Annotated in this window: 25 protein-coding genes; 16 read left to right on the forward strand and 9 right to left on the reverse strand. The window is 65.7% G+C overall.

Annotated elements, in window-relative coordinates; translation table 11 throughout:
• Positions 1 to 91: 91 nt before the first annotated feature.
• The 3 genes from WN73_RS20450 to acnA all read right to left on the reverse strand — a co-directional run bounded on the left by WN73_RS20450 (position 92) and on the right by acnA (position 4925).
• Positions 92 to 463, reverse strand: a complete 372-nt coding sequence (locus WN73_RS20450; protein WP_011083295.1) for a DUF2794 domain-containing protein — start codon at positions 461 to 463, stop codon at positions 92 to 94.
• A gap of 744 nt (positions 464 to 1207) precedes the next feature.
• Complete coding sequence (locus WN73_RS20455; RefSeq protein WP_011083296.1) at positions 1208 to 1984, reverse strand: DUF1223 domain-containing protein; 777 nt, start codon at positions 1982 to 1984, stop codon at positions 1208 to 1210.
• Between the two features lie 220 nt (positions 1985 to 2204).
• Complete coding sequence (acnA, locus tag WN73_RS20460; RefSeq protein WP_028174873.1) at positions 2205 to 4925, reverse strand: aconitate hydratase AcnA; 2721 nt, start codon at positions 4923 to 4925, stop codon at positions 2205 to 2207.
• A gap of 242 nt (positions 4926 to 5167) precedes the next feature.
• Here acnA and ccmA point away from each other — a divergent pair, with 242 nt between their 5' ends.
• The 5 genes from ccmA (at position 5168) to WN73_RS20485 (ending at position 8395) form a co-directional block, all read left to right on the forward strand.
• A complete protein-coding gene (ccmA, locus tag WN73_RS20465) occupies positions 5168 to 5770 on the forward strand; it encodes a heme ABC exporter ATP-binding protein CcmA (RefSeq protein ID WP_028174874.1) in 603 nt (200 codons plus the stop codon).
• A 310-nt stretch (positions 5771 to 6080) separates the two neighbouring features.
• On the forward strand, positions 6081 to 6749 hold the full coding sequence (gene ccmB, locus WN73_RS20470; RefSeq protein WP_011083299.1) for a heme exporter protein CcmB: 669 nt from the start codon (positions 6081 to 6083) through the stop codon (positions 6747 to 6749).
• Positions 6750 to 6840: 91 nt separating this feature from the next.
• The gene (locus WN73_RS20475) at positions 6841 to 7632 is read left to right on the forward strand and encodes a heme ABC transporter permease (protein ID WP_028174875.1); all 792 of its coding nucleotides are present in this window, start codon (positions 6841 to 6843) and stop codon (positions 7630 to 7632) included.
• Positions 7629 to 7814, forward strand: a complete 186-nt coding sequence (gene ccmD, locus WN73_RS20480; RefSeq protein ID WP_028174876.1) for a heme exporter protein CcmD — start codon at positions 7629 to 7631, stop codon at positions 7812 to 7814. Before WN73_RS20475 ends, ccmD begins: the two co-directional genes overlap by 4 nt.
• Positions 7811 to 8395: a DsbE family thiol:disulfide interchange protein gene (locus tag WN73_RS20485; protein ID WP_271554584.1), complete on the forward strand. Its 585-nt coding sequence runs from the start codon at positions 7811 to 7813 to the stop codon at positions 8393 to 8395. The genes ccmD and WN73_RS20485 overlap by 4 nt, the downstream gene beginning before the upstream one ends.
• 113 nt (positions 8396 to 8508) lie before the next feature.
• Here the strand turns inward: WN73_RS20485 and WN73_RS20490 are convergent, their stop codons facing one another.
• Positions 8509 to 9111 (reverse strand): septation protein A, encoded by a 603-nt coding sequence (locus tag WN73_RS20490; RefSeq protein WP_011083303.1) that lies wholly within the window; start codon positions 9109 to 9111, stop codon positions 8509 to 8511.
• Positions 9112 to 9238: 127 nt separating this feature from the next.
• Positions 9239 to 10186 (reverse strand): signal recognition particle-docking protein FtsY, encoded by a 948-nt coding sequence (gene ftsY, locus WN73_RS20495; RefSeq protein ID WP_271554585.1) that lies wholly within the window; start codon positions 10184 to 10186, stop codon positions 9239 to 9241.
• Between the two features lie 222 nt (positions 10187 to 10408).
• On the opposite strand from ftsY, the gene WN73_RS20500 reads away from it, so the two are divergent.
• Positions 10409 to 11110: an RluA family pseudouridine synthase gene (locus tag WN73_RS20500; RefSeq protein WP_028174878.1), complete on the forward strand. Its 702-nt coding sequence runs from the start codon at positions 10409 to 10411 to the stop codon at positions 11108 to 11110.
• A gap of 163 nt (positions 11111 to 11273) precedes the next feature.
• The gene (locus tag WN73_RS20505) at positions 11274 to 12383 is read left to right on the forward strand and encodes a DUF2336 domain-containing protein (RefSeq protein WP_271554586.1); all 1110 of its coding nucleotides are present in this window, start codon (positions 11274 to 11276) and stop codon (positions 12381 to 12383) included.
• A gap of 172 nt (positions 12384 to 12555) precedes the next feature.
• Here the strand turns inward: WN73_RS20505 and mtaB are convergent, their stop codons facing one another.
• Positions 12556 to 13809 carry a tRNA (N(6)-L-threonylcarbamoyladenosine(37)-C(2))-methylthiotransferase MtaB gene (gene mtaB / locus WN73_RS20510; protein ID WP_271554587.1) on the reverse strand — a complete coding sequence of 418 codons (1254 nt, stop codon included), beginning with the start codon at positions 13807 to 13809 and terminating at the stop codon, positions 12556 to 12558.
• Positions 13809 to 14684: a diaminopimelate epimerase gene (gene dapF / locus WN73_RS20515; RefSeq protein WP_271554588.1), complete on the reverse strand. Its 876-nt coding sequence runs from the start codon at positions 14682 to 14684 to the stop codon at positions 13809 to 13811. The genes mtaB and dapF overlap by 1 nt, the downstream gene beginning before the upstream one ends.
• Before the next feature lie 235 nt (positions 14685 to 14919).
• On the opposite strand from dapF, the gene WN73_RS20520 reads away from it, so the two are divergent.
• Positions 14920 to 15681 carry a GyrI-like domain-containing protein gene (locus WN73_RS20520; protein WP_271554589.1) on the forward strand — a complete coding sequence of 254 codons (762 nt, stop codon included), beginning with the start codon at positions 14920 to 14922 and terminating at the stop codon, positions 15679 to 15681.
• Positions 15682 to 15686: 5 nt separating this feature from the next.
• Positions 15687 to 16388 carry an SIMPL domain-containing protein gene (locus tag WN73_RS20525; protein ID WP_038965070.1) on the forward strand — a complete coding sequence of 234 codons (702 nt, stop codon included), beginning with the start codon at positions 15687 to 15689 and terminating at the stop codon, positions 16386 to 16388.
• Positions 16389 to 16611: 223 nt separating this feature from the next.
• Here the strand turns inward: WN73_RS20525 and WN73_RS20530 are convergent, their stop codons facing one another.
• Positions 16612 to 17676, reverse strand: a complete 1065-nt coding sequence (locus WN73_RS20530; RefSeq protein ID WP_271554590.1) for an MBL fold metallo-hydrolase — start codon at positions 17674 to 17676, stop codon at positions 16612 to 16614.
• Between the two features lie 392 nt (positions 17677 to 18068).
• Between WN73_RS20530 and ffh the strand changes: the two genes are divergently transcribed.
• The 3 genes from ffh to rimM all read left to right on the forward strand — a co-directional run bounded on the left by ffh (position 18069) and on the right by rimM (position 20565).
• A complete protein-coding gene (gene ffh, locus WN73_RS20535; RefSeq protein WP_271554591.1) occupies positions 18069 to 19616 on the forward strand; it encodes a signal recognition particle protein in 1548 nt (515 codons plus the stop codon).
• Positions 19617 to 19701: 85 nt separating this feature from the next.
• Positions 19702 to 20034, forward strand: a complete 333-nt coding sequence (rpsP, locus tag WN73_RS20540; RefSeq protein ID WP_011083313.1) for a 30S ribosomal protein S16 — start codon at positions 19702 to 19704, stop codon at positions 20032 to 20034.
• A gap of 9 nt (positions 20035 to 20043) precedes the next feature.
• Positions 20044 to 20565: a ribosome maturation factor RimM gene (rimM, locus tag WN73_RS20545; RefSeq protein ID WP_271554592.1), complete on the forward strand. Its 522-nt coding sequence runs from the start codon at positions 20044 to 20046 to the stop codon at positions 20563 to 20565.
• 6 nt (positions 20566 to 20571) lie between these two features.
• Here the strand turns inward: rimM and WN73_RS20550 are convergent, their stop codons facing one another.
• A complete protein-coding gene (locus WN73_RS20550) occupies positions 20572 to 21483 on the reverse strand; it encodes a LysR substrate-binding domain-containing protein (protein ID WP_161536925.1) in 912 nt (303 codons plus the stop codon).
• A 128-nt stretch (positions 21484 to 21611) separates the two neighbouring features.
• Here WN73_RS20550 and WN73_RS20555 point away from each other — a divergent pair, with 128 nt between their 5' ends.
• From WN73_RS20555 to leuC, 4 genes are all read left to right on the forward strand, one after another.
• Positions 21612 to 22835, forward strand: a complete 1224-nt coding sequence (locus tag WN73_RS20555) for an MFS transporter (protein WP_271554593.1) — start codon at positions 21612 to 21614, stop codon at positions 22833 to 22835.
• Positions 22836 to 22883: 48 nt separating this feature from the next.
• The gene (gene trmD, locus WN73_RS20560; protein ID WP_271554594.1) at positions 22884 to 23651 is read left to right on the forward strand and encodes a tRNA (guanosine(37)-N1)-methyltransferase TrmD; all 768 of its coding nucleotides are present in this window, start codon (positions 22884 to 22886) and stop codon (positions 23649 to 23651) included.
• A 110-nt stretch (positions 23652 to 23761) separates the two neighbouring features.
• Positions 23762 to 24142 carry a 50S ribosomal protein L19 gene (rplS, locus tag WN73_RS20565; protein WP_011083318.1) on the forward strand — a complete coding sequence of 127 codons (381 nt, stop codon included), beginning with the start codon at positions 23762 to 23764 and terminating at the stop codon, positions 24140 to 24142.
• Positions 24143 to 24469: 327 nt separating this feature from the next.
• A complete protein-coding gene (gene leuC / locus WN73_RS20570) occupies positions 24470 to 25876 on the forward strand; it encodes a 3-isopropylmalate dehydratase large subunit (RefSeq protein WP_011083319.1) in 1407 nt (468 codons plus the stop codon).
• Positions 25877 to 25951: the final 75 nt, after the last annotated feature.

Genomic DNA, 25951 nt, shown 5'->3' on the forward strand with positions numbered 1-25951 from the left:
AAGCGAGCGATGCGGATCGAGATTCTCAGGCGCGCAACCGCGCGCCGGAGTTCGCGACTTCGTCGCGCCCCGGAATGACGACCGAAGGTCGTCACACCACGGCCAGCTTGCGATCGATCACCAGCAGCACGCGCTCGAGCTCGTGGCCGCGGCGCAGGATCAGGCCGGTCGCCGAGATCACGCTGTACATGCCCTGCTTGCGCGCGAGGCGCGGGTCCTTCTCGATGCGATAGATCGGCACTTCCGAGGCGCGGCGATAGACCGAGAACACCGCACGGTCCTTCAGGAAGTCGATGGCATAGTCGCGCCACTCGCCGTCGGCGACCATGCGGCCGTAGAGATTGAGAATTCGGCGCAGCTCGAGCCGGTTGAAGGTCACCTGGTTCGGCTGCGCATTCGCAGCGGGGGGACGCGCCGCCGCGCGCTGCTCGCTCGGATCGGCATCCTCCGACGTCAGACTCATGGAGCGCCTCCTGATCGCACGGCATGATCGCGTCCGCGAAAACCGTCCCCGGAACCGCGGATCATGACAATCGCATGATTGCGCCAACCGTTCCCCACCGCAAGGGGCTCTCGAGGGCTGTTTGAAGAGCTCTCGGTGCAACCCATTGAACCGGGGGCGAATCGGAACACACGCAACGGTGGAACTCTGTCGCGACGAACCGTCACGGGATCGTTAGCAGGAATCATAGTATCGCCGCTTTTCCGCCCAGCGCCTGCCGCCCTGCACTGCGAAAAGAGCTGTGTGCGTTGACCCGGTCCTTTCGGTTCCGGATTCCTCAGCCCCCAGCCCCCCGGGGTCGACGGGATCGGGTCTGTACGCGCGACAAGGAGGGCCAACGCGAGTTGGTCCTTTTTTGTTTGTGTCGGGATGTTTCTTCCCCCGCTGTCATTCCGGGACGCGCGAAGCGCGGGCCCGGAATCCATCAATCGTTCCCAGTTGAGAAATGGATTCCGGGCTCGCGCCAAAGAGGCGCGCCCCGGAATGACGAGGGACAAGATTTTTCCGACACGATCTTGCGTACGCTCTCTCCCCTCATCCTTCGCGCGGCGTCCCGAAGGATCGAGGCCCGAGCGGCATCAGCGGGGCCTTTCATGGTTCTCGCGGCGATGCGCAGCATCGTCCGCCGCGCGCGCAAGGGGCGCGCTCCTCACCATGAGGAGATAGAGCCAGACCGCGCATCAGGAAGAATGCGAAGCGTGCGCTTCAGTGCAGCGACGTGTATGCCGCGCCCAGCATCGGGCCGGGTTTCTCGCGGCTGCCGTCCTGGACATAGACCACCGCGCCATCGACGCCGTCGCGCGTGAGGTTCTCGATCGGCACCGTCCAGCTTTCCGGACGACCGTTCCAGTCGCCGACCTTGAGCAGGTTGCGCACCACGTTGTGATAGGTGATCTGCTGTCCGCGATTTTCGCCTTTGGCGATCGCGATCGGCACTGACTTCGCAATCGAGCAGATCCAGACTTCGCCGTGCGAGATCGCCGGCTCCTTGCTCGCGGCCACCGACACGTTGATCTGCTTGCCCGAGAGCGACATCGTCACCGGCACGCTCATCACGCCCATGCCTTTGTCGGTCTTGCCGATCGCACTCTCGATGCCGGCACGATCACTGCCGACGACATGCGTCGAGCCGTTCACCACGACCTGCGGGGTGTAGACCTCGCGGTCGCCGCGCATGCGCGAATAAGCGCGCTGCCGCGCCGAGAAGCGCGAATCCGCCAGCGTGTCCTTCCAGCCGAGATAATCCCAATAATCGATCGGCATGCTCAGCGCGATGATCGAGGGATCGCTGGAGAGATCGCCGATGATCTTGTCGGCGGGCGGGCAGGAGGAGCAGCCCTGCGAGGTGAAGAGCTCAACCACGGCGCGGGGATCAGCCTCAGCGGGACGGATGACGGCGACGATCGCACAGATGCCGAGTGCTCCCGACCAGAAGGCACCGGACCAACGTGAAATCAGATGAGAAGCCGTCATTGCTGTCATGTCGAACGCCGCACACCGTTGCTCGTGGGAAGGGAAATCTTATCGCCTGATGGTCACCGTAGTCTTACGGGCACGGCACATTCGACCGTCCAGGGCGGAGTTTCCGCCGGGCGGGCCCATCCGAAGCATGCCGCAAACGCGCGAAGGCGGCCTTGTGATAGGCCGCCTTCGTTTAACCTTCTACTCACTTCGCAGTGAGCCACCGTTCACAAATCCGCGCTTAAGCCGCGAGCTTGCGCAGCACGTAGTGCAGGATGCCGCCGTTCCGGTAGTAGTCGAGCTCGTCCAGCGTATCGATGCGGCAAAGCAGCGAAACGCGCTGCAACGAACCGTCGCCGGAGACGATCTCCGCGGTCAGCTTCTGGCGCGGCTTCAGATCGCCGACGAGACCACGCAGCGTGACCTTCTCGTCGCCCTTCAGGCCGAGCGACGACCAGGAGGTGCCTTCCTCGAAGGTCAGCGGCAGCACGCCCATACCGACAAGATTGGAGCGATGGATGCGCTCGAAGCTCTGGCAGATCACCGCGCGCACGCCGAGCAGGCGCGTGCCCTTCGCAGCCCAGTCGCGCGAGGAGCCGTTGCCGTATTCGGCGCCGGCGAACACCACCAGCGGCACCTGCTCCTGCTGGTACTTCATCGCGGCGTCGTAGATCGACATCTGCTCGCCGTCGGGCCAGTGCTTGGTGAGGCCGCCTTCCGGGATGTTGCCGTCGGCGCCCTTGAGCATGAAGTTCTTGATGCGGATGTTGGCGAAGGTGCCGCGCATCATCACTTCATGGTTGCCGCGCCGCGTGCCGTACTGGTTGAAGTCGGCGGGACGCACCTGGTGCTCGCTGAGATACTTGCCCGCGGGCGAGGTGAGCTTGATCGAACCGGCCGGCGAGATGTGGTCGGTGGTGATCTTGTCGCCGAACATGGCGAGGATGCGCGCCTCGACGATGTCGGTGACCGGCTCCGGCTCCTTCTTCATGCCTTCGAAGTAGGGCGGGTTCTGCACGTAGGTCGAGCTCATGTTCCAGCGATAGGTCTCGCTCTCGACGGTCTTGATCTTGCGCCAGTTGGTGTCGCCCTTGAACACGTCGGCATACTTCTTCTTGAAGATCGACGCGGTCACGAACTTCTTCATGAAGGCGTTGATCTCCTTCGACGTCGGCCAGATGTCCTTGAGGTACACCGGCTTGCCGTCCTTGCCTTCACCGAGCGGCTCGACGGCGAGGTTCTTGGTCACGCTACCCGCGAGCGCGTGAGCGACGACCAGCGGCGGCGAGGCCAGATAGTTCGCCTGCACGTCCGGCGAGACGCGGCCTTCGAAGTTGCGGTTACCGGAGAGCACGGCGGCGGCAACGATGCCGTTGTCGTTGATCGACTTCGAGATCTCCTCCGGCAGCGGACCGGAATTGCCAATGCAGGTGGTGCAGCCGAAGCCGACCAGGTTGAAGCCGACCTTGTCGAGATCGGCCTGAAGGCCGGAATCGGCGAGATAGGCCGCGACCACCTGGCTGCCCGGGGCAAGCGAGGTCTTCACCCACGGCTTGGCCTTGAGGCCCTTCGCCGCGGCATTGCGGGCCAGGAGCCCGGCGCCGATCAGCACGCTCGGGTTCGAGGTGTTGGTGCAGGAGGTGATCGCGGCGATCACGACGTCGCCATGGCCGATCTCGTACTTCTTGCCTTCGACGGCAAAGCGCTTCGCCGGCTCTTCGGTCTTCTTGTACTCATTGGCGAGTGCGAGCGAGAAGCCTTCGGCGACCGACGGCAGCGCGATGCGGCCTTCGGGACGCTTCGGACCGGCCATCGACGGCACGACGTCGGCGAGGTCGAGCGTCAGCGTTTCCGTGAACACCGGATCGGCCGACTTGGCGGTGCGGAACAGCCCCTGCGCCTTGGCATAGGCCTGCACCAGCGCAACGCGCGGTGCGGCGCGGCCGGAGGTCTTGAGGTAGTCGATCGCGGCAGCGTCGACCGGGAAGAAGCCGCAGGTCGCGCCATATTCGGGCGCCATGTTGGCGATGGTCGCCTTGTCGGCGACGGAGAGATTGTCGAGGCCGGGGCCGAAGAACTCGACGAACTTGCCGACGACGCCGAGCTTGCGCAGCATCTGTGTCACGGTCAGCACGAGGTCGGTCGCGGTGACGCCTTCCTTCATCGCGCCCTTCAGCTTGAAGCCGACGACGTTAGGCAGCAGCATCGACAGCGGCTGGCCGAGCATGCAGGCTTCCGCCTCGATGCCGCCGACGCCCCAGCCGAGCACGGCGAGACCGTTGACCATCGTGGTGTGGGAATCGGTGCCGACCAGCGAGTCGGGATAGGCGACCTCGAAGGTGCCGGTCTTCTTGCCGACCGTCATCTTCTCCTTCTTGGTCCAGACCGTCTGGGAGAGATATTCGAGATTGACCTGGTGGCAGATGCCGGTGCCGGGCGGCACGACGGAGAAGTTCGAGAACGCCGCCTGGCCCCACTTCAGGAACTCGTAGCGCTCCTGGTTCTGCTTGTATTCCTCGGTGACGTTCTTGGCGAAGGCCTTGTTGTCGCCGAAGAAGTTCACGATCACGGAATGGTCGATGACGAGATCGACCGGCACCAGCGGGTTGATCTTCTCGGCGTCGCCGCCGAGCTTCTGCATCGCGTTGCGCATCGCGGCGAGATCGACCACCGCGGGCACGCCGGTGAAGTCCTGCATCAGCACGCGCGCCGGGCGGAACGCGATCTCGTGCTCCAGCGACTTCTTGCGCAGCCATTTGGACACCGCGACGATGTCCGCCTTCTTGACCGAGCGGCCGTCCTCATTGCGCAGGAGGTTCTCGAGCAGGACCTTCATCGAATAGGGGAGTTTCGAAATTCCCTTCAGACCATTCTTCTCGGCCGTGGGCAGGCTGTAATAGACATAGGTCTTGGCGCCGACCTTGAGGGTCTTTTTGCATTTGAAGCTGTCGAGCGAGGTCATGTAGGAAATCCCAATTGTTAGTTATACCCGGCAAGGGGTATTTTAACACCGTCAGCGAATCCGGCTGGGTCGCTTGCAGGGGCAGGTTGAGTTGCTGCATCAAGTAGTTCCGGGCTTATAGAAGCTTTCTAACCGCGCCGCCACAGCCACAAACGTGCCGCAGCAATCCGCGAGCCAAAAATTCCCATGCGCTACCCCAAGTTTTCCTGATGCCTGGTTTGAACGGGTTGATACGAGGCAAGATGCAGCTTTCCGGACGTGGGGTGATCTGTGTGCGGGGCGGCCGCGAGGTGTTTGCCGGGCTCGATTTCGAGGCCGTCTCCGGCGAGGCCGTGGCGGTCGTCGGCCGCAACGGGTCGGGCAAGACCTCGCTGCTGCGGCTGATCGCGGGGCTGCTCATTCCGGCTGGCGGGACGATCGCGCTCGATGGCGGCGATGCCGAGCTGACATTGCCTGAGCAATGCCACTATCTCGGCCATCGCGACGCCCTGAAGCCGGCGCTGAGCGTGGCGGAAAATCTGTCATTCTGGGCCGATTTTCTGGGCGGCGAGCGACTTGATGCCCATGAGAGCCTCGCCACGGTCGGGCTCGACCACGCCACCCACCTGCCGGCAGCTTTTCTGTCGGCCGGCCAGCGCCGCCGGCTCTCGCTGGCCCGGCTGCTGACGGTGCGCCGCCCGATCTGGCTCCTGGACGAGCCGACCACGGCGCTGGACGTCGCCGGCCAGGACATGTTCGGCGGCCTGATGCGCGACCATCTCGCCCGCGGCGGCCTGATCATCGCGGCGACCCACATGGCGCTGGGGATCGAATCACGCGAGCTGCGGATCGGGGGTGTGGCATGATTCCGACCGACCCTCAGCTTTTCGAGCGGCAAAGCTCCGCTCTACCCGTTCCCTCCCCCCCTGTGGGGGAGGGGCAGGGAGGGGGGTGCCACACAGGGACCCTCTCGATCTACCGAAGTCCTTCCCTGAACCCAAGCACACCTTTTCCGGGGCCACCCCTCTCCCATAGCCGAAGCTTCGCTTCGGCGTCTCTTAAGAGGACGGCCGCCGGAGGCGGCCTACGCCTCCCCCGCAAGGGGGGAGGGAGCGCAGATTGCCTGTGGCGCGAGTCGGGCTCTTACGATCGTCTCGAAGCCGAAAAGGCAGCCCCATGACCGCCCTGTCCGCCCTCATCCGCCGGGATATCAGGATCGCGCTCCGCGTTGGCGGCGGGGCGCTGATCGGCGTGCTGTTCTTCCTGACCGTGGTGGTGCTGATGCCGTTCGCGGTGGGGCCGGACCTCGCGTTGCTGTCGCGGCTGGGGCCGGCCATTCTCTGGCTCGGCGCCCTGCTGGCGAGCCTGCTGACGCTGGACCGGCTGTTCATGGCCGACCATGAGGACGGCTCGCTCGACCTGATCACGATGAGCCGGACGCCGCTGGAACTCGCCTGCGCGGCGAAAGCGCTGGCGCATTGGCTGGCGGCGGGCCTGCCGCTGATTGTCGCAACCCCCGTGCTCGGGCTCTTGCTCAACCTCGACATGGTCGCGACCGGCGCGGTGGCCCTGACGCTGCTCGCGGGCACGCCGGCCCTGACCTTTACCGGCATGATCGGCGCCGCGCTGGCGGTGACGCTGCATCGCGGCGGGCTTTTGATGGCGGTTCTGGTGCTGCCGCTGTCGATCCCGGTGCTGATCTTCGGGGTCGCGGCCTCCCAGGCGGTGATCGTCGGTCCCATGTCGTTCGGCGCGCCGTTCTCGATCCTGTGCGCGCTGTCGCTGGTCAGCCTCGTGATCGGCCCCTTCGCGGCGGCGGCGAGCCTGCGGCATGGCCTCGACTGAGATGAGCTCGACCGACCTTGACCCCGATCAACTTTCGCTGCGCGCTTTTATGCTGATTGCGTGAGTGCTGACCTGTGATTATCAGAATACCATGACGCTGATCGACCTCGCCAACCCGACACGGTTCCTCGCGCTGACGGCGCGGGTGTTGCCGTGGCTTGCGGCCGCGACCGTCATCCTGCTCGCGATCGGCCTCTACCAATCCGCGCTAGCGCCCGACGACTACCAGCAGGGCGCGACCGTGAAGATCATGTTCATCCACGTGCCCAACGCCTGGCTGTCGATGTTCGTGTGGGGCGTGATGAGCGTCGCCTCATTGGGCACGCTGGTGTGGCGGCATCCGCTCGCCGACGTCGCCGCGAAGGCGGCAGCTCCCATCGGCGCCGCCTTCACCTTCCTCGCGCTGCTGACGGGTTCGCTGTGGGGCCGGCCGATGTGGGGCACCTATTGGGAATGGGACGCTCGCCTGACCTCGGTGCTGATTCTGTTCCTGATGTATCTCGGCCTGATGGCGCTGTGGCGCGCGGTCGACGATCCCTCGCGCGCGGCGCGCGCCGCCGCGGTGCTGACGCTGGTCGGCGCGATCAACCTGCCCATCATCAAGTTCTCCGTCGACTGGTGGAACACGCTGCACCAGCCGGCTTCGGTGATGCGCATGGGCGGTTCGTCGCTCGACAAATCGTTCCTGATTCCGCTGCTGGTGATGGCGATCGCGTTCACGCTGCTGTTCGTCACGTTGCACCTGGCGGCGATGCGCAACGAGATCCTGCGCCGCCGTGTCCGCTCGCTGCAGATGATGCAGGCGAGCCGCATGGCGTTTTCGAGCGAGATGGGCGACGGTTTGCGTCAAAACAACGCGTCAAACGAAGTCGGGGCCGCATGATCATGTCGCTCGGTCCCTATGCCTCCTTCATCGTGACGTCCTATGCCGCAGCCGCGCTCGTGGTCGCGATCCTGATCGGCTGGATCGTGCTGGACTATCGCAGCCAGACCCGGCGCCTGCGCGACCTCGACCGCAGCGGCATCACCCGCCGCTCGGGGCGCAGCGCGATGGATCGGCCATGAGCGAGCAGTCGACTTCCGCGAGCCCGCAGCGCCGCACCTTCCTGATGGTGCTGCCGCTGATCGCCTTCATCGGCCTGGCGCTGCTGTTCTGGTTGCGGCTCGGCAGCGGCGATCCTTCGCGGATTCCCTCCGCGCTGATCGGACGGCCGGCTCCGCAGACCGCGCTGCCGCCGCTCGAGGGATTGCAGGCCGACAACGTCCAGGTGCCGGGGCTCGATCCCGCCGCGTTCAAGGGCAAGGTCAGCCTCGTCAACGTCTGGGCGTCCTGGTGCGTACCCTGCCATGACGAGGCGCCGCTTCTGACCGAGCTGGGGAAAGACAAGCGCTTCCAGCTCGTCGGCATCAACTACAAGGACGCGGCCGACAACGCCCGCCGCTTCCTTGGCCGCTACGGCAACCCGTTCGGCCGCGTCGGCGTGGATGCCAACGGCCGCGCCTCGATCGAATGGGGCGTCTATGGCGTGCCGGAGACCTTCGTCGTCGGACGTGAGGGCACCATCGTCTACAAGCTGGTCGGTCCGATTACGCCGGACAATCTGCGGAGCGTGCTGCTGCCGCAGATGGAGAAGGCGCTGAAGTAGTTACTGTCATTCCGGGGCGGCTCGCAGAGCCGAACTATGGTGTGCACTTGCGCACCTGAGAATCTCGAGATTCCGGGTTCACGCTTCGCGTGCCCCGGAATGACATCAAACAGTCACCCCTTCCTCACATCCCCCGCATCCGCCTCGCTCGCTTCCAGCGAGACCGGCTCGAGGTGATAGCGCTTGGTCAGCGGCATCTGGGCGATGGCGAAGATCATCGTGATCGGCGTCACGCCGAACACCTTGAAGTTCACCCAGAAGTCCGTGCTCTGGGTGCGCCAGACGATCTCGTTCAGCACGGCCATGCCGGCGAAGAACAGCGCCCAGCGCAGCGTCAGGATGCGCCAGCCCTGCGGCGTCAGGTTGAACATCTGGTCGAACATCACGGCGATGAAGGAGCGGCCGAACAGCAGCCCGCCGCCGAGGATGGCGGCGAACAGGCCGTAGATGATGGTCGGCTTGACCTTGATGAAGGTCTCGTCGTGCAGCACCAGCGTCAGCGTGCCGAACACCAGCACGATCACGCCCGTCACGATCGCCATGATCGGGATATGGCGCGTCACCACATAGGAGGCGATCATCGCCGCGACGATCGCGACCATGAAGGCGCCGGTCGCGGCGAACAGATTGAACTTCGCATTCACGAAGAAGAAGACGAGCAGCGGACCGAGTTCGGTCGCAAGCTTGAACAGCGGATGCGGCTGGGTCTTGTCCATTCCCTGACTTTCGTTGATGTCATCCCCCGCGAATGCGGGGGATCCAGTATTCCGTGGCACCTGTGATCGACAACCGGCGGCGCGGCGTACTGGATGCCCCGCCTGCGCGGGGCATGACGAAAGAAACCTATGACTCGATTCCGGCGATCGCACGGGCGAAATCGCGCGCGGTGAACGGCGCGAGATCGTCGACGCCTTCGCCGACGCCGATGAAATGCACCGGCAGTTTGAATTTCTCCGCGAGCGCCACCAGGATGCCGCCGCGCGCCGTGCCGTCGAGCTTGGTCATCACGAGGCCGGTGACGCCGGCGGTGCGATGGAAGGCCTCGACCTGCGACAGCGCGTTCTGGCCGACGGTGGCGTCGAGCACAAGCAGCACCGCATGCGGCGCAGTGTCGTCCACCTTGCGGATGACGCGCACGACCTTTTCGAGCTCGTTCATCAGCTCGGCCTTGTTCTGAAGCCGCCCGGCGGTGTCGATCAGGAGCACGTCGGTTTTCTGCTCCTTCGCCGCCGTCAGCGCGTTGAAGGCGAGGCTCGCCGAGTCGGAGCCTTGCGTGCCCGCGATGACCGGTGTTTTCGTACGCTCACCCCAGACCTTGAGCTGCTCAATCGCCGCTGCGCGAAACGTGTCGCCGGCGGCCAGCATCACCTTGCGGCCTTCGGAGGCGAATTTTTGCGAGAGCTTGCCGATAGTGGTGGTCTTGCCGGAGCCGTTGACGCCAACGACGAGGATGACGAACGGCTTCCTGGCCGTATCAATCTCGAGCGGCTTGGCCACCGGCGCCAGCACCTTCTCGACCTCGGTCGCAACGACGTCCTTGACCTCGTCCGCCGAGATCGCCTTGTCGTAGCGCCCGGTGCCGACGGCGTCGGCGATGCGCACCGCGACGGATGTGCCGAGATCGGCGCGCAGCAGCACGTCCTCGATGTCGTCGAGCATGGCGCGGTCGAGCTTGCGCTTGGTGACGAGGTCGGCGACCGCGGTCCCGAGCGAGGACGAGGTGCGCTTCAGCCCGTTGGACAGGCGGCGCCACCAGCTCAGCTTGGGGGGATCTGACGTGGTATCGTTCATGATGCTCGTGCCGACGATTTGAAGTTCCTACTCTCTTGCCGCAAGTCCGGTTAGGAACTTCAAATCGAAGAGCGGCACGAGAAAATATTGTTGCCAGTGCGGCCCTGGATTTGGCATTCGCTTCACATTTCGCGGCAGCCGCTGAGCGAATGCCAAATCCACCGCACTGGTGTGTTAGCCGTTCCGGCTCCCAAACGAAAGTCTTGACCGAAAGTCCTGCCATTGCTCGATGTTCCCGAACTGACCGCCGACGAAATCCTGGGCCGCGTGCTCCATCGCGACGGATTGATGCTGGTCATCGACAAGCCGGCCGGTCTGCCGGTGCATCGCGGCCCCAAGGGCGGCGCCAATCTGGAGGCATCCTTCGACGCGCTCCGTTTCGGCCTGCCGCGGCCGCCGGTGCTGGCCCACCGGCTGGACAAGGACACCTCCGGTTGCCTCATCCTCGGCCGCCATCGCAAGGCGACCGCCTCGCTCGGCCTGCTGTTCAAGCACGGCAAGATCGGCAAGACCTACTGGACCGTGGTCGAAGGCGGGCCCGCCGAGGACGAAGGCACCATCGATATGCCGCTCGGCCGGCTCAATGCCGAGCGCGGCTGGTGGCAGAAGCCCGATCCCGAAGGCCAGAAGGCGATCACCAACTGGAAGGTGATGGGCCGGGGTGACGGTTTCACCTGGCTCGCCATGGAACCGGTGACGGGGCGGACCCATCAATTGCGGGTGCATTCGGCCGCGACCGGCTGGCCGATCTTCGGCGATAACATTTACGGCAACGGCCCGCGCTTCGGCGAGCCGAAGCTGCACCTGCACTCCCGCGAGATCGTAGTGCCGATCTCCCGGAACAAGGAGCCGGTCCGCGTGGTGGCCCCGGCCCCGCCGCACATGCACGAAAAACTGCGCGCCTGCGGGTGGAATGGGGAATAGGTGCCGTTCACCTCTCCCGCTTGCGGGAGAGGGAGCGCAGCGCCGCCGCGGCAGCACTTCGTTCTCCTCGGCCATGGTTTACGAAACGTTCAGGGCTCGCCTCTAATGATAGCGGTCGCTTAGAACAAGCTTCCGTCAATCCGCTCAGGACGAGCCGCGCGTCATGTCCAAGGCCGAGCTATCGATCATCGACGAGGTCGAATCCGCACTTCGGATTGGCTCGGCGGAAAAGGGCCTGGAGACGGCCCGCCGCGTCACCGACCTGTTCCTGTCCTCCGCCGGCAGTTTTGACGACGAGCAGATCGCGCTGTTCGACGAGGTGCTCGAGCGCCTGATCGGCACCATCGAGCTCCGCGCCATGGCCGACATGGGCGCACGCGTGGCGCTGGCCGAGATCAGCGCGCAGCTTGCGCCGATCGCACAGGCGCCGCCCTCCGTCATCCGCCGCCTCGCCAACAATGACGAGATCCGCATCGCCGGACCCGTGCTCCAGGAATCCGCGCGCCTCGACGACGGCGAGCTGGTGAAGATCGCATCATCCAAGGGCGAACCGCATCTGCTCGCAGTCGCCGGGCGCTGGTGGCTGAAGGAGATCGTCACCGACGCGCTGCTGGCGCGCCGCTATCCCAGTGTCAGCCGGCGGCTTGCCGCCAATCCGGGCGCACGCGTCTCCGGAAACGGATTTGCCGTCATCGTCGGACAGGCGGAGAGTGATCCGGAGCTCGCCGTCAGCGTCGGCGTCCGCGTCGATCTGCCATCGGAGCTGCGCCGCCAATTGCTGCGTTCGGCGACCGACGCGGTTCGCACCCGCCTGCTGTCGCGCGCGCCGCCGCATCTGTTCGAGGAAATCCAGGGCGCGATCGCCGCCGTCACCGCGGGCGTCACGCGCGAGATGTCCGGTGTCCGCGATTTCGAGGGCGCCAAGCGCGCCATCGCAGGTCTCAAGGCATCCGGCCAGCTCAACGAGGCGACGCTGTTCGGCTTTGCCAAGCAGCGGCGCTATGAAGAAACCGTCGCGGCGCTGGCGGTGTTGTCGCAATCCACCGTCGAGGTGATTCGCCCGCTGATGCAGAGCCTGCGCGAGGACGGCCTGCTGGTGCCGTGCAAGGCGGCGCAGCTCAGCTGGGAGACCACCGCCGCCGTGCTCGAAAGCCGCTTCGCCACCGGCGCGATGAAGCCGGCGGATCTTGCGAGAGCGCAGGGGCATTACGCACGAATGACGCCGGAGAACGCGCGGCGCACGCTGCGGTTCTGGCAGGTGCGGGCGTCGTAGCGGAGCGGGTTTGAGGCGCGCTGCGGGCCACGCCCTCCGCTGTCGTCCTGGCGAAAGCCAGGACCCATAACCACCGAATTCAATTTGGCGAAGACTGGTGGTTGGCAATCCCGTGCAACAACTTCTCCCTGGGGTAATGGGTCCTGGCTTTCGCCAGGACGACGACGGCAAATTACGTGGTCAACCGCTCACCATCGCTGCCGACGATCATCCGCGGCACCACGCTCCCCACGCGCGCGCCCGCGATCGCCACCGGCAGATAGTGCTCCGTGCGGCCCTGGCTCTCACTTTCGATCAGCACATCGCGCGTTGCGCCAATTTCGGCTTGCAGCCTCTGACGCAATGCTGCCTCTCCAGCCGCACGCAGCCGCCGCGCGCGTTCCTTGATCTCAGGCCCCGCAACCTGCGGCATCCGTGCGGCGGGCGTGCCGGGGCGCGGGGAATAGGGGAAGACGTGCAGGAAGGTCAGGCCGCATTCCTCGACCAGATCGAGCGAGCGGGAAAACATCGCCTCGGTCTCGGTCGGAAAGCCCGCGATGATGTCGGCGCCGAAGGCGACGTCCGGGCGCAGGCGCCGCACCTGGTCGCAGAAGGCGATCGCATCGCCCCGCAAATGCCGCCGCTTCATGCGCTTCAAGATCATGTCGTCGCCCGACTGCAGCGACAGATGCAGATGCGGCATCAGCCGCGCATCGTCGGCGATCGCGTCGAGCAGATCGTTGTCCGCCTCGATCGAATCGATCGAGGAGATGCGCAGGCGCTTCAGCTCCGGCACATGCCGCAGGATCTGCTTCGTCAGCATGCCGAGCTTCGGCGCACCCGGCAGGTCGGCGCCATAGCTGGTGAGGTCGACGCCGGTCAGCACGATCTCGGCATGGCCGCGCTCCGCCAGCGCCCGCACCTGCTCGACCACGGCGCCCATCGGCACCGAGCGCGAATTGCCGCGGCCGAACGGGATGATGCAGAAGGTGCAGCGATGGTCGCAGCCGTTCTGCACCTGCACGAACACGCGCGGCAGACCGCTTGCGAAGCCGTCGATGAGATGCGGCGCCATCTCCTTCACCGCCATGATGTCGCTGACGGCAATCTTCTCCCTGGCGCCGATGTCGAAGGCATCGCGCGCCTCGCGCCAGGCATCGCTGCGCATCTTGTCGTCATTGCCGACGACGCGATCGACCTCGGCCATATCGGCGAACATCCGGCTTTGCGTCTGTGCGGCGCAGCCGGTGACGACGATGCGCGCCCCCGGCCGCTCGCGCTTCAGCTTGCGGATCGACTGCCGCGCCTGCGCCACCGCCTCGTTGGTGACGGCGCAGCTGTTGATGACGATGGTGTCTACGAGACCTGCGCCTTCGGCTTTGCTGCGGATCACCTCGGCCTCGAAGGCGTTGAGGCGGCAGCCGAAGGTGACGATATCGACGGACATTATCCGACCGGCGCGAACAGCGCCGGATCGAAATTGCCCTCATATTCGAAGGTCGCGGTGCCCGTCATCAGCACGTGGTCGTCGCGCTCGCGCCATTCGATGCCGAGCTTGCCGCCGGGCAGCGTGATCTCGACGTTGCGATTGGCGCGCTTCAGGCGTGCTGCGGCGACGGCCGTCGCGCAGGCCGCCGACCCGCATGCCCTGGTGAGGCCGGCGCCACGCTCCCAGGTGCGGATCGTGATGTGGTCGCGGTCGACGATATGAGCGAGCGTGATGTTGGCGCGCTCGGGGAAGATCGGATGGTTTTCCAGCAGCGGACCAAAGCGCGCGAGGTCATAGGCGTTGACGTCGTCGACCCAGAAGATCGCGTGCGGGTTGCCCATGCTCACCACTGAGGGCGAATGCAGGATCGGATTGTCGATCGGCCCGATCTGCAATTCGATGTAGCGGGTGTCGCGAAACTCTTCCGCCAGCGGAATGTCCTGCCAGCCGAACTTGGGCACGCCCATGTCGACGGTATAGAGATCGGGCGCCGGGCCCTGCCAGGCATTGAGCAGGCCGGCGGCCGTCTCGAACGTCGCCGTTGCCTGCCCGGTCTTCTCGAAGATGCGCCGCACCACGCAGCGCATGCCGTTGCCGCAGGCGCCGGCTTCGGAGCCGTCATTGTTGTAGATGCTGATGAAGGCTTCGGTGCCGTCGAGCCGCGGCTTCTGAAGCACCATGAGCTGATCGTAGGGCACGCCGCCCTGCGCGGACGCCACCGCGCGGGCATCGTCCGGCGTCACCTTTGCCGTGGAATCGCGCATGTCGACAACGACGATCTCGTTGCCGATGCCGTTCATCTTGGCAAATGCGTGGTTGGCCAGCGCGCCCATGAAATTTCCTGAATTTCGCCTGCCTTATATGGCGATCCTTGGCCGCTTGGCCAGTGATTTGCCGCCGGGCGCCAGGACGTTCGCCATGACGCATCTGTCATGGGACGAATTCGGCGCTCGCGTGTTAGAACGGCGCGGTTCGCGCGAACCGGGACGCGCGGCCGGGTTAAGGCCTTGGTGAGTAAGGTCTTGATGAATTAGGGCCTTGCTGGACCAAGGCCTTGGGGAGAATAAAATGAACACTTTTCGTCGTCTCGCTCTGGCCGCGCTGATCCCGGCAGCGGCCTTGTCGCTTGGGCTATCCGCCGCTCTGGCGCAGAGCCCGAGCCCGGCGCCCGCTGCCTCGGCGAGCCCCTCGCCGGCCCCGTCGGCCTCGCCCGCCCCGGCTGCAAGTGCCTCGCCCGCCCCCGTGGCAACGCCCTCGCCTGCTGCGAGCGCCTCGCCGGCTCCCGCAGCATCGCCCGCGCCCGCAGCCAGCACCTCGCCCAGCCCGACGGCCCCGGCTGTCGCCGCCACCCCCGCCCCGGTCCAGACCGCCGATCCCTTTGGCCTCGAGACCACGCTCGAGTCCAAGAAGGTCGTGATGGTCAAGGGCACCGCCAATTGGGACTCGGCCTTCGACACGTTGGTCGATGCCTTCAAGGCGCTGAACACGCTCTTGGACAAGCAGGGCATCAAGCACGCCGGCAATTCGATGATCGTCTATACCTCGACCGACGACACCGGCTTCACCTTCCTCGCCGAGATTCCGGTCGAGCAGGATCCCAAGAACCTGCCCAAGGACATGAGCGTCGGCAAATCGCCTGAAGGCAAGGCGCTGAAATTCGTCCATCGCGGCTCCTACGACAACATGGACAACACCTACGAGGCGATCACCAATCACCTCGACGACAAGAGACTGGAAGCCAAGGACACCTTTATCGAGGAGTACCTCACCGATCCCCTGAAGACGGCGGAGGACAAGCTCGTGATCAATGTTTTCGTGCCACTGAAGTGAGACCGATGAAAAAGCCTGCCGTACTCGCCGCCGTTTTCGCTGCCACGCTGCTGGCAACGCCCGTGCTCGCCGACGATTTTCCCTCCGCGATCTCGGTGAGCGGCGAGGCCACCGTTTCAGTGGCGCCCGATCTTGCGCAGATCGACGCGGGCGTCGCCAATGACGCCAAGACGGCGAAGGAAGCCTCCGACGCCAACAACGCCGCGATGGGCAAGGTGCTGCTGGCGTTGAAGGGGGCCGGGATCGCCGAGAAGGATTACCAGACCTCACGGCTGTCGCTGCAGCCGCAATACGGCCAGAACAAATCCACCGGCGCCTCGCCCGTGGTCGGCTTCCGCGCCTCCAATCGCGTCACCGTCAAGATTCGCGATGTGACCAAGATCGCCGGCATCATCGACACGCTGGTCAGCGCCGGCGCCAACGATATCGGCAACATCTCGTTCGAGGTGACGCAGGCGTCAAAACTGCTCGACGACGCCCGCGAGCAGGCGGTGGCGGATGCCCGCCGCAAGGCCGAGATCTACGCCAAGGCCACCGGCGTCACGCTGGGTGCACCGCTCAGCGTCTCCGAAGGCGGCGCGCCGGTGCCGTTGTTCAAGGCGCGAATGGCCACGGCACCGATGGCCGCACCCGCCGCCGTCGCACCGGGCGAGGAGACGCTGTCGGTGACGGTGAATGTGAGCTGGGCGATCAAGCAGGGGCAGTAGACGTAGCCCCGTAAGAGGCACACTGCTCGCTACAAATACAACTGTCGTCCCGGCGAAGGCCGGGACCCATACCGCGTGATCTTTCGGTAGGCGCAGGTCGCCGTTCCGCGGGAAGACTGAAAACGACGAGTCTTCGTCAAACATCTTGCTGTGGGTATGGGTCCCGGGCTCGCGACTTCGTCGCGCCCCGGGACGACGAGCTGTATGGGTGGCGACAGCGGAGCTAAATCTCCACCACCTGCCCCGGCTTCATCGCAACGAACCGCTGCTGCGGAATCTGCGCGGCATCCAGCGCCTCGACCAGCGCTTTCGCAGGTGCGTCGATCGCCTCGTCCGTCAGCTGGAAAGTGCCGTGATGATGCCCGAGCGCGTCCTGCGCGCCGCAATCGAGCAGCGCCTTCACGGCATCTTCCGGATTCATGTGCTGGTCGCGCATGAACCAGCGCGGCTCGTAGGCGCCGATCGGGAGGATCGCCAGGCGTAACGGCCCGTGCTTCTCCGCGACGCGGCGAAAATGTCTGCCATCGCCATAGCCGGAATCGCAGACGACGTAGATTTTCCCGGCCGGCGTCTCCAACACAAAACTCGCCCACAGCGCCTTGTTGCGATCGAACAGGCCGCGCGCTGTCCAGTGCCGGGTCGGAACCAGATGCACGGCGATGCCGCCGCCGAGCTCGACGCGGTCGTGCCAGTCGAACGCCTCGGCCTTGATCGACGAGTCGGTGCTGCGCATCGTCACGTCATTTCCGAGCGGCGTGACCACCCGCGGAGCAAAATTCTTGGCGAGCCGCGACAGCGTCGCGATGTCGAGATGATCGTAGTGCCCGTGCGAGACCAGCACGACGTCGATCTTCGGCAGCTTCTCGAAGGCGATGCCGGGATCGTTGTGCCGCTTCGGGCCGGCAAAGCCGACGGGCGACACCCGCGAGGACCAGACGGGATCAACGAGGATGTTGAGGCCACCGGCCTGGATCAGCCAGCTGGCGTGACCGACGAAGGAGAGCCGTGCCTTGCCGCCGTCGACGCGCTCCGGCGGGGTGTCGGCATGGGGGCTCGGAGCCCAATCCGGCCAGGTCGCCCGCTGCCGCTTGCCGCTGAACTGCCAGCGCAGCACCTCGCGAAGCGGTTTCGGCGGCGCGCCGTCGGGATCGAAGAAGTGCAGGCCGTTGAAATGGTCGGAGGCGGGACCGTCATAGGTCTTCATGCTAGATATCCAGAGGGAGGGGATACCGACCAGCGCACCGGCTCCGGCAAGCAGTCCGAAAAGGCGGCGGCGGGTGACCGGCACGGGCGGGTTTCTAGGGATGGTCGGGACGGCAAGACATCACCGCCTATATGGGCGGGGCCGCCAGAAAAGGAACCCATCGCCAAAAGGGGCATAATTTCAGAGCCTTGCCCTGCCAGGGGCGTTCCGGCGCCCTAACTTTCCTTGACTTTTGGGCGGGAGCGGCGTTTAACCCCGCCACTTTCTCGGAAAGGCTTTCTTTTCGATCCGCCGACTGGCCCTGGAGGCCAGAGGTCAACGCCCGACAGCGCTATGCGCCCTCGGGCGCAAAGGTGTTTGGAAGATCGCTTCCTGGCTTCAGGCCACGGACCGAGAACTGGTCATCCCCCGCGAAGGCGGGGCATGACAGAGGTGAATGCGGCAACCCTGCGCAAGCAGGACAAGGGACAACGGCATTGTTCGACAATCTGTCGGAACGGCTTGGCGGCATCCTCGATCGTCTGACGGGGCGCGGGGCGCTGACCGAAAAGGACGTCGACGCCGCGATGCGCGAGGTGCGCCGCGCGCTGCTGGAGGCCGACGTTGCGCTCGAAGTCGTGCGCAGCTTCACCGAACGCGTCCGCGAGCAGGCGATCGGCGCCACCGTCGTCAAGTCGGTGACCCCCGGCCAGATGGTGGTCAAGATCGTCCATGACGAGCTGATCAACACGCTCGGCGCCGAAGGCCAGACCATCGACATCAATTCCGTGCCGCCGGTGCCGATCATGATGGTCGGCCTGCAGGGCTCCGGTAAGACCACCACCACCGCGAAGCTCGCCCGCCGCATGGTCCAGCGCGACAAGCGCAAGGTGCTGATGGCCTCGCTCGACGTCTATCGCCCGGCGGCGATGGAGCAGCTGGCCGTGCTCGGCCGCGATCTCGACATTCCGACCCTGCCGATCGTGGCGGGACAGCAGCCGGCGCAGATCGCAAAGCGCGCGCTGGAAGCCGGCAAGCTCGGCGGCTACGACGTCGTGCTGCTCGACACCGCCGGCCGCACCACGCTCGACGAAGACATGATGGCGGAAGCCGCAGCCATCAAGGCTGCCGCGAATCCGCATGAAGTGCTGCTGGTCGCGGACTCGCTCACCGGCCAGGACGCCGTCAATCTTGCCCGCGCCTTCGACGAGCGCGTCGGCCTCACCGGCATCGTGCTGACCCGCGTGGACGGCGACGGCCGCGGCGGCGCCGCGCTGTCGATGCGTGCCGTCACCGGCAAGCCGATCAAGCTGATCGGCACCGGTGAAAAGACCGACGCGCTGGAGGACTTCCATCCCGACCGTATCGCCGGCCGCATCCTCGGCATGGGCGACGTGGTGTCGCTGGTCGAACGTGCCGCCGCCAACATCGACGCCGAAAAGGCCGCGCGCACCGCCGAGCGCATGCGCAAGGGTCAGTTCGACCTCAACGACATGCGCGAGCAGCTGTCGCAGATGGCCAATATGGGCGGCATCAGCGGCCTGATGGGCATGATGCCCGGCATCTCCAAGATGAAGAACCAGATCGCTGCCGCGGGGATCGATGACAAGATCTTGAAGCGCCAGGTCGCGATCATCGATTCCATGACGCGCGACGAGCGCCGTCATCCCGACCTGCTCAAGGCCAGCCGCAAGAAGCGCATCGCCGCAGGCAGCGGCCAGAGCGTCGAGCACGTCAACAAGCTGCTCAAGATGCACCGGAACATGGCCGACGTGATGAAGGCCATGGGCTCGGGCAAGCGCGGCCCGCTCGCTGGCATCGCCCAGGCGATGGGCTTTGGCGGCGGCATGAAGATGCCTTCGCCCGAAGAGATGAAGGCGATGCAGGAGAAGATGCGAAGCGGCGGCGGACAAGGCCTGCCGAATTTGCCGAAGGATTTGCCGCCCGGTCTTCGCACCGGCCTGCCGAACCTTCCTGGACTGACCGGGCTGAGCGGCAAGCCGACGCTGCCGGGCCTCGGCGGTTTCCCGGGCAAGAAGAAATGAGGAATTCGTCGCACGGGATCGCATCGGTCTCGCGCAACGCGGAATACCAATCAACCGAACAAACTGTACTTTGAAGGAGAACTGAATGTCCGTCGTTATCCGCCTCGCCCGCGCAGGCACCAAGAAGCGTCCCGTCTATCACGTCGTCGTCGCCGACTCGCGCTTTCCGCGCGATGGCCGCTTCATCGAGCGTCTCGGCTACTTCAACCCGCTGCTGCCGAAGGACAACGAGGCGCGCCTCAAGCTCGACATGGAGAAGGTGAAGGCCTGGGTCGCCAAGGGCGCGCAGCCGTCGGACCGCGTGTCGCGTTTCCTCGACGCCGCCGGCGTCAAGAAGCGCGAAGCGCGCAACAACCCGCAGAAGGCCGTGCCGCGCAAGGAGCGCAAGGCGCAGGCCGAAGCTGCCGCGAAGGGTTAAGGCCAGACCATGTCGGCGCTGGTCTGCGTCGCGCGGATCGGCGCCGCGCATGGTGTGCGCGGTGCGGTCAAATTGTGGACCTTCACCGAAGATCCCTTCGCCATCAAGCGCTACGGTCCGCTTCTGTCCAAGGACGGCAAGCGCCAGTTCGAGGTCGCGCAAGCGCGCGAGGCGAAGGATCATCTGGTCGCGACGTTCAAGGGCGTCACGACCCGCGATGAGGCCGAGCGCCTCAACGGCATCGAGCTCTACGTCGCGCGCGAAAAGCTGCCCGCGACCGACGAGGACGAATATTACCACACCGATCTGATCGGGCTCGCCGCCGTCACCACGGACGGCGAGCCGCTCGGCCGCGTGCTCGCGATCCATAATTTCGGCGCCGGCGACATCATCGAGATCGCGCCGCCGAAGGGCACGTCCCTGCTGCTGCCGTTCTCCAACGCGGTGGTGCCGGAGGTCGATATAGCCGGCGGCCGCGTCGTGATCGCCCTGCCGCAGGAGATCGCGGGCGAGGAGGCCGAAGAGCGCTAACCGCGCTCAGCCCGTCTGGCGGCCCTGCTGCTCGAGCCAGTCGCAGAACACCGCGCGATGCGGATCGTCGTCGCGCCCTTCGGGAAAGTAAGCAAAATAGCTGCGGGCCGGCAGGCTGATGTCCGGGAACGGCGTCAGCAGGCGCCCGGCGGCGAGATCGTCGGCGATCAGTGCCGTCGGTCCCATGGCGACGCCGAGGCCGTCGAGCGCCGCCTGAAGCGTCAGATAGAAATGATCGAAGGTCAGCGACGCCGCGCCCTCCAGCGCGGACTCGCCTGCATCGGTCAGCCAGTCGCGCCACAGCCGCGGCATCGAGGTGACGTGCAGCAGCGTATGCCGGCTGAGATCCGCAACCTCGGTCAGCGGCAGCTTCGCGAGCAGAGCGGGACTGCACACCGGCAGCCGCTGCTCCGACAACAGGAAGCGCGACGCAAAGCCGTGAAAGGTGTCGGGGCCGCCGCGGATCACCACGTCGAACAGCTCGGGCAAGGCATCCACGGGATCGTTCGACGTCGACAGCCGCACCTCGATATCGGGATGCTCGGCACGAAACCTTGTCATGCGCGGCAACAGCCAGCGCAGGCTGAATGTCGCTAGCGCGTTGACGCGCAGCACCGCGGCCGGCGCCTCGCCGCGACGCTTGCGATGCTGCTGCACGGCGGCCGAGACCCGATCGAGCGCGGGCGCGAACTCCGCGAGCAGCGCGGCGCCAGCCGGCGTCAGCACCACCCGCCGCACCGATCGCCGGAACAGCGCCGGCGGCCCGAGCCAGGTCTCGAGCAGGCGGATCTGCTGGCTGACCGCGCCATGGGTCACGCCAAGCTCGCCGGCCGCCTCCTTGAAGCTGCCAAGCCGGGCCGCCGCCTCGAAGGCACGGACAGCGTTCAGGGGCGGCAGGCTGCGGCGAGGAACGAACATGGCCATACAATAGAATTTCTAGCGCATGATCCGATTATTACTGGTTTGTGACGGATTGTTGAAGGCCGCATAGTGGAGGCCAAAGCACTTACATAGCTTCGTCTTTCGACTGCTTTTGGTTTGAGATCGTGGCAATTCTCCCCTCAGGTTTTCTATCGCAATCGCAAACGGCCCCTCCCGGCGAGGAGACGCTGAGCAAGCCGCGCCGCACCCTGGCGGCGACCGGCATCAACCACGCCCTGCACGATGGCTACACCGACCTGATCTATGTGCTGCTGCCGGTCTGGCAGGCCGAATTCGCGCTCAGCTACGGGCTACTGGCGGTGATGCGCGGGCTCTATTCCGGCGCCATGGCCGGGCTGCAAATCCCGGTCGGCCGCCTCGCCGAGCGGATCGACGGCAAGATCCTGCTCGCGCTCGGCACGCTGCTCGCCGCGCTCGGCTATGTCCTGGCCGGACTGTCCGGCGGCGTCATGGGACTGGGCCTTGCGCTCCTCATATCCGGCGCGGGTTCGAGCACGCAGCATCCGCTCGCCTCGGCCGCAGTGTCGCGCGCCTATGGCAAGGCGGCGCGCGGACCGCTCGGCATCTATAATTTCAGCGGCGATCTCGGCAAGGCGGCACTCCCGGCCCTGACCGCGGTGCTGCTGGTGATCATGTCGTGGCGGCACGCGCTGCTTCTGGTCGCACTGATGGGCCTAGTCGTTGCGCTCTGCCTCGCGCTGCTGATGCCGGCTGTCGGCAAGGGGTTTGCGCACAAATCAGCGGTCACGACGCAAGGCACGCATGCCGGCCGCGGCGGCTTCTCCTGGCTGCTCGCGATCGGGATTCTCGACAGTGCGGTGCGGATGGGCTTCCTCACCTTCCTGCCGTTCCTGCTGCGCGACAAGGGCGCCTCGCTGCCGACGAGCGGCTTTGCGCTGGCGATGGTCTTCATCGGCGGCGCCGCCGGCAAATTCACCTGCGGCTGGCTCGGCGAACGCGTCGGCACGATCCGCACCGTGCTTCTCACCGAGGGCGGCACCGCCGCGCTGATCCTCGCGGTGCTCGCATTGCCGCTGATCCCGGCGATCATCGTGCTGCCGCTGCTCGGCGTGATGCTCAACGGCACGTCCTCGGTTCTCTACGGCACGGTCCCCGAGCTCACATCGCCCCATCGCACCGAGCGCGCCTTCGCGCTGTTCTACACCGGCACGATCGGATCGGGCGCCATCGCGCCGGTGCTCTACGGCCTGCTCGGCGACGCCGTCGGTCCGACGCTGGCAACCGCGGCGACGGCCGTCACGGCGCTTGCGATCTGCCCGCTCGCGCTGGTGCTGGCATCGCATCTGCCGAATGACCGGCGAGCCTGAGGAATCCGAGGCCTCGACCTGTCGGCCGCAATGCCCTAACCAGCGGCGATGACGACTTCCTCACCCTGGCGCGCGACGGTGCTGACGCTGTTTCCGGAGATGTTTCCGGGGCCGCTCGGCGTGAGCCTGGCCGGCCGCGCGCTGGCCTCCGGGCTCTGGCAGCTCGAGGCGCGGGATATTCGCGCTTCGGCAACCGACCGCCACCGCAGCGTGGACGACACCCCGGCCGGCGGCGGTCCGGGCATGGTGCTGCGGGCGGATGTTCTGGCGGCCGCCATCGACGCGGCGGAGATCGGCCAAGGTTCTTCAAAGGAACGCCCCCGCGTGCTGATGAGCCCGCGGGGTCGGCCATTGACCCAGGCTCGCGTCGTGGAGCTCGCCCGGGGCCCCGGCCCCCTGATCGTCTGCGGGCGGTTCGAGGGGATCGACCAGCGGGTGATCGACGGGCGGGGCCTGGAGGAGGTCTCGATCGGCGATTACGTGCTCTCCGGGGGCGAAATCGCGGCCCTGGCGCTGATTGACGCCTGCGTCCGGCTGCTGCCGGGCGTGATGGGCAAGGAAGCCTCGGGAACCGAGGAAAGCTTCTCCGACGGCCTGCTCGAATACCCCCAATATACCCGCCCGCAGCTGTTCGAAGGGGTTCCGATCCCCGAGATCCTGACCTCCGGCGACCACGCCAAGGTCGCGGCCTGGCGGCGGGCCGAGGCCGAGGCCCTGACGGCGGCCCGGCGGCCCGATTTATGGGCCCAGATCCCGGTCAAGGCTCCGAATCGGGCCGGTCGCCAAAAAACGCCAAAAAACAAGACAGACGGGTGACAAACGCTCCGGCTTGCCTTATAGCAGCGGCCAAATCCGCAATGGCTGGATAGACGAATTTTGCGCAGCCCCCGTTTGAAAAGGCTGGGCGCGCCGATGGAGATTTACCCATGAACCTGATCAAGCAGCTCGAACAAGAGCAATTCGACAAGCTGTCCGCCGGCAAGGACATTCCGGAATTCGGTCCCGGCGACACCGTGATCGTCAACGTGAAGGTCGTCGAAGGCGACCGCACCCGCGTGCAGGCCTATGAAGGCGTCTGCATCGGCCGTTCCGGCGGTGGCCTCAACGAGAGCTTCACCGTGCGCAAGATTTCGTACGGCGAGGGCGTCGAGCGCGTGTTCCCGGTGATGTCGCCGATGATCGACTCGATCAAGGTCGTGCGCCGCGGCAAGGTGCGTCGTGCCAAGCTCTATTACCTCCGCAACCTTCGCGGCAAGTCGGCCCGCATCGTCGAGAAGCAGGACCGCCAGGCTGCCGTCGGCGAGTAAGCTCCGCCCACCAGGCAAGTTTCGAAGAGCGCGGGGCCGAACGCCCCGCGCTTTTTTGTTGCGTCAGCCGTGCGCGTCAAAGCCCTCGCGCTTCCAAATCTCCCTGCTATATATTCTTGGAATGTTTCCAGATCTGACCAGCCTCGCCCCCGTCAAGCGCATCGTCATAGACGATCGCTCGCGGCTGCCTGGCCGGTTCTTCGGACGCTTCGCGACCTCGGCAACGTCAGAGCTTACGCGCGCAGCCTAAAAGCTGCGCCGACGATTTTGTTGCCCGCGCGCCATCCGCGCATATCCGCTGACACAACATTCCCGGAGCTCAAGCTCATGTCCAAGCCGACCACCCTGTACGACAAGATCTGGAACGACCATCTGGTGCACGAAGCCGACGATGGCACCTGCCTGCTCTATATCGACCGCCATCTGGTGCACGAGGTGACCTCGCCGCAGGCGTTCGAAGGTCTGCGCGCGACCGGGCGCAAGGTCCACGCGCCCGAGAAGACGCTCGCCGTCGTCGACCACAACGTGCCGACCACCGACCGCACCAAGCCGAATCCGGATCCGGAGAGCATCGAGCAGATCAAGGCGCTGGCCGACAATGCCAGGGAATTCGGCATCGAATATTACAACGAGTTCGACAAGCGCCAGGGCATCGTCCACGTCATCGGCCCCGAGCAGGGCTTCACCCTGCCCGGCACCACCATCGTCTGCGGTGACAGCCACACCTCGACGCATGGCGCGTTCGGCGCGCTCGCGCACGGCATCGGCACCTCCGAGGTCGAGCACGTACTGGCGACGCAGACGCTGATCCAGAAGAAGGCCAAGAACATGCGCGTCACCGTCGACGGCAAATTGCCTGACGGCGTGACCGGCAAGGACATCATCCTCGCCATCATCGGCGAGATCGGCACCGCGGGCGGCACCGGCTACGTGCTGGAATACGCCGGCGAGGCGATCCGCGCGCTCAGCATGGAAGGCCGCATGACGGTCTGCAACATGTCGATCGAAGGCGGCGCCCGCGCCGGCCTCGTCGCGCCCGACCAGAAAGCCTACGACTTCCTGCGCGACCGCCCCAAGGCGCCGAAGGGCGCGGCCTGGGACGCGGCGATGCGCTATTGGGAGAAACTGCGCTCCGACGACGGCGCGCATTTCGATCACGAGCTGCGGCTCGACGCGGCCAAGCTGCCGCCGATCGTGACCTGGGGCACCTCGCCCGAAGACGTCATCTCGGTGACCGGCATCGTCCCGGACCCCGACAAGATCGCGGACGAGGCCAAGCGTCTCTCCAAGCACCGCGCCTTGAAGTACATGGGCCTGACGGCGGGGACCAAGATCACCGACATCAAGCTCGATCGCGTCTTCATCGGCTCCTGCACCAACGGCCGCATCGAGGATCTGCGCGCCGCCGCCAAGATCGCGGAAGGCAAGCAGGTCTCCGCCAGCGTCAACGCCATGGTGGTGCCGGGCTCCGGCATCGTGAAGGAGCAGGCCGAGGCCGAGGGTCTGGACAAGATCTTCATCAAGGCCGGCTTCGAATGGCGCGAGCCGGGCTGCTCGATGTGCCTTGCCATGAACCCGGACAAGCTGAAGCCGGAAGAGCGCTGCGCCTCGACCTCGAACCGCAATTTCGAGGGCCGCCAGGGCTTCAAGGGCCGCACGCATCTGGTGTCGCCGGCGATGGCGGCGGCAGCTGCGATCGCGGGTCACTTCGTCGACGTCAGGGAGTGGCGCTAAGCCGCTCCCCGCAATTTGAGCTAAAGCGGCAAACCGCCGTTAATCGCCAGCGCCGACACTGCGTCTTCGCGACGA

The sequence above is a fragment of the Bradyrhizobium sp. CCBAU 45394 genome, assembly GCF_028128655.1.
Lineage (GTDB): Bacteria > Pseudomonadota > Alphaproteobacteria > Rhizobiales > Xanthobacteraceae > Bradyrhizobium > Bradyrhizobium diazoefficiens.

Coding starts and splice junctions, on each gene's coding strand:
- WN73_RS20450 (WP_011083295.1), bottom strand. CDS start 463: ATGAGTCTGACGTCGGAGGATGCCGATCCGAGCGAGCAGCGCGCGGCG.
- WN73_RS20455 (WP_011083296.1), bottom strand. CDS start 1,984: ATGACAGCAATGACGGCTTCTCATCTGATTTCACGTTGGTCCGGTGCC.
- acnA (WP_028174873.1), bottom strand. CDS start 4,925: ATGACCTCGCTCGACAGCTTCAAATGCAAAAAGACCCTCAAGGTCGGC.
- ccmA (WP_028174874.1), top strand. CDS start 5,168: ATGCAGCTTTCCGGACGTGGGGTGATCTGTGTGCGGGGCGGCCGCGAG.
- ccmB (WP_011083299.1), top strand. CDS start 6,081: ATGACCGCCCTGTCCGCCCTCATCCGCCGGGATATCAGGATCGCGCTC.
- WN73_RS20475 (WP_028174875.1), top strand. CDS start 6,841: ATGACGCTGATCGACCTCGCCAACCCGACACGGTTCCTCGCGCTGACG.
- ccmD (WP_028174876.1), top strand. CDS start 7,629: ATGATCATGTCGCTCGGTCCCTATGCCTCCTTCATCGTGACGTCCTAT.
- WN73_RS20485 (WP_271554584.1), top strand. CDS start 7,811: ATGAGCGAGCAGTCGACTTCCGCGAGCCCGCAGCGCCGCACCTTCCTG.
- WN73_RS20490 (WP_011083303.1), bottom strand. CDS start 9,111: ATGGACAAGACCCAGCCGCATCCGCTGTTCAAGCTTGCGACCGAACTC.
- ftsY (WP_271554585.1), bottom strand. CDS start 10,186: ATGAACGATACCACGTCAGATCCCCCCAAGCTGAGCTGGTGGCGCCGC.
- WN73_RS20505 (WP_271554586.1), top strand. CDS start 11,274: ATGTCCAAGGCCGAGCTATCGATCATCGACGAGGTCGAATCCGCACTT.
- mtaB (WP_271554587.1), bottom strand. CDS start 13,809: ATGTCCGTCGATATCGTCACCTTCGGCTGCCGCCTCAACGCCTTCGAG.
- dapF (WP_271554588.1), bottom strand. CDS start 14,684: ATGGGCGCGCTGGCCAACCACGCATTTGCCAAGATGAACGGCATCGGC.
- WN73_RS20520 (WP_271554589.1), top strand. CDS start 14,920: ATGAACACTTTTCGTCGTCTCGCTCTGGCCGCGCTGATCCCGGCAGCG.
- WN73_RS20525 (WP_038965070.1), top strand. CDS start 15,687: ATGAAAAAGCCTGCCGTACTCGCCGCCGTTTTCGCTGCCACGCTGCTG.
- rpsP (WP_011083313.1), top strand. CDS start 19,702: ATGTCCGTCGTTATCCGCCTCGCCCGCGCAGGCACCAAGAAGCGTCCC.
- rimM (WP_271554592.1), top strand. CDS start 20,044: ATGTCGGCGCTGGTCTGCGTCGCGCGGATCGGCGCCGCGCATGGTGTG.
- WN73_RS20550 (WP_161536925.1), bottom strand. CDS start 21,483: ATGTTCGTTCCTCGCCGCAGCCTGCCGCCCCTGAACGCTGTCCGTGCC.
- trmD (WP_271554594.1), top strand. CDS start 22,884: ATGACGACTTCCTCACCCTGGCGCGCGACGGTGCTGACGCTGTTTCCG.
- rplS (WP_011083318.1), top strand. CDS start 23,762: ATGAACCTGATCAAGCAGCTCGAACAAGAGCAATTCGACAAGCTGTCC.
- leuC (WP_011083319.1), top strand. CDS start 24,470: ATGTCCAAGCCGACCACCCTGTACGACAAGATCTGGAACGACCATCTG.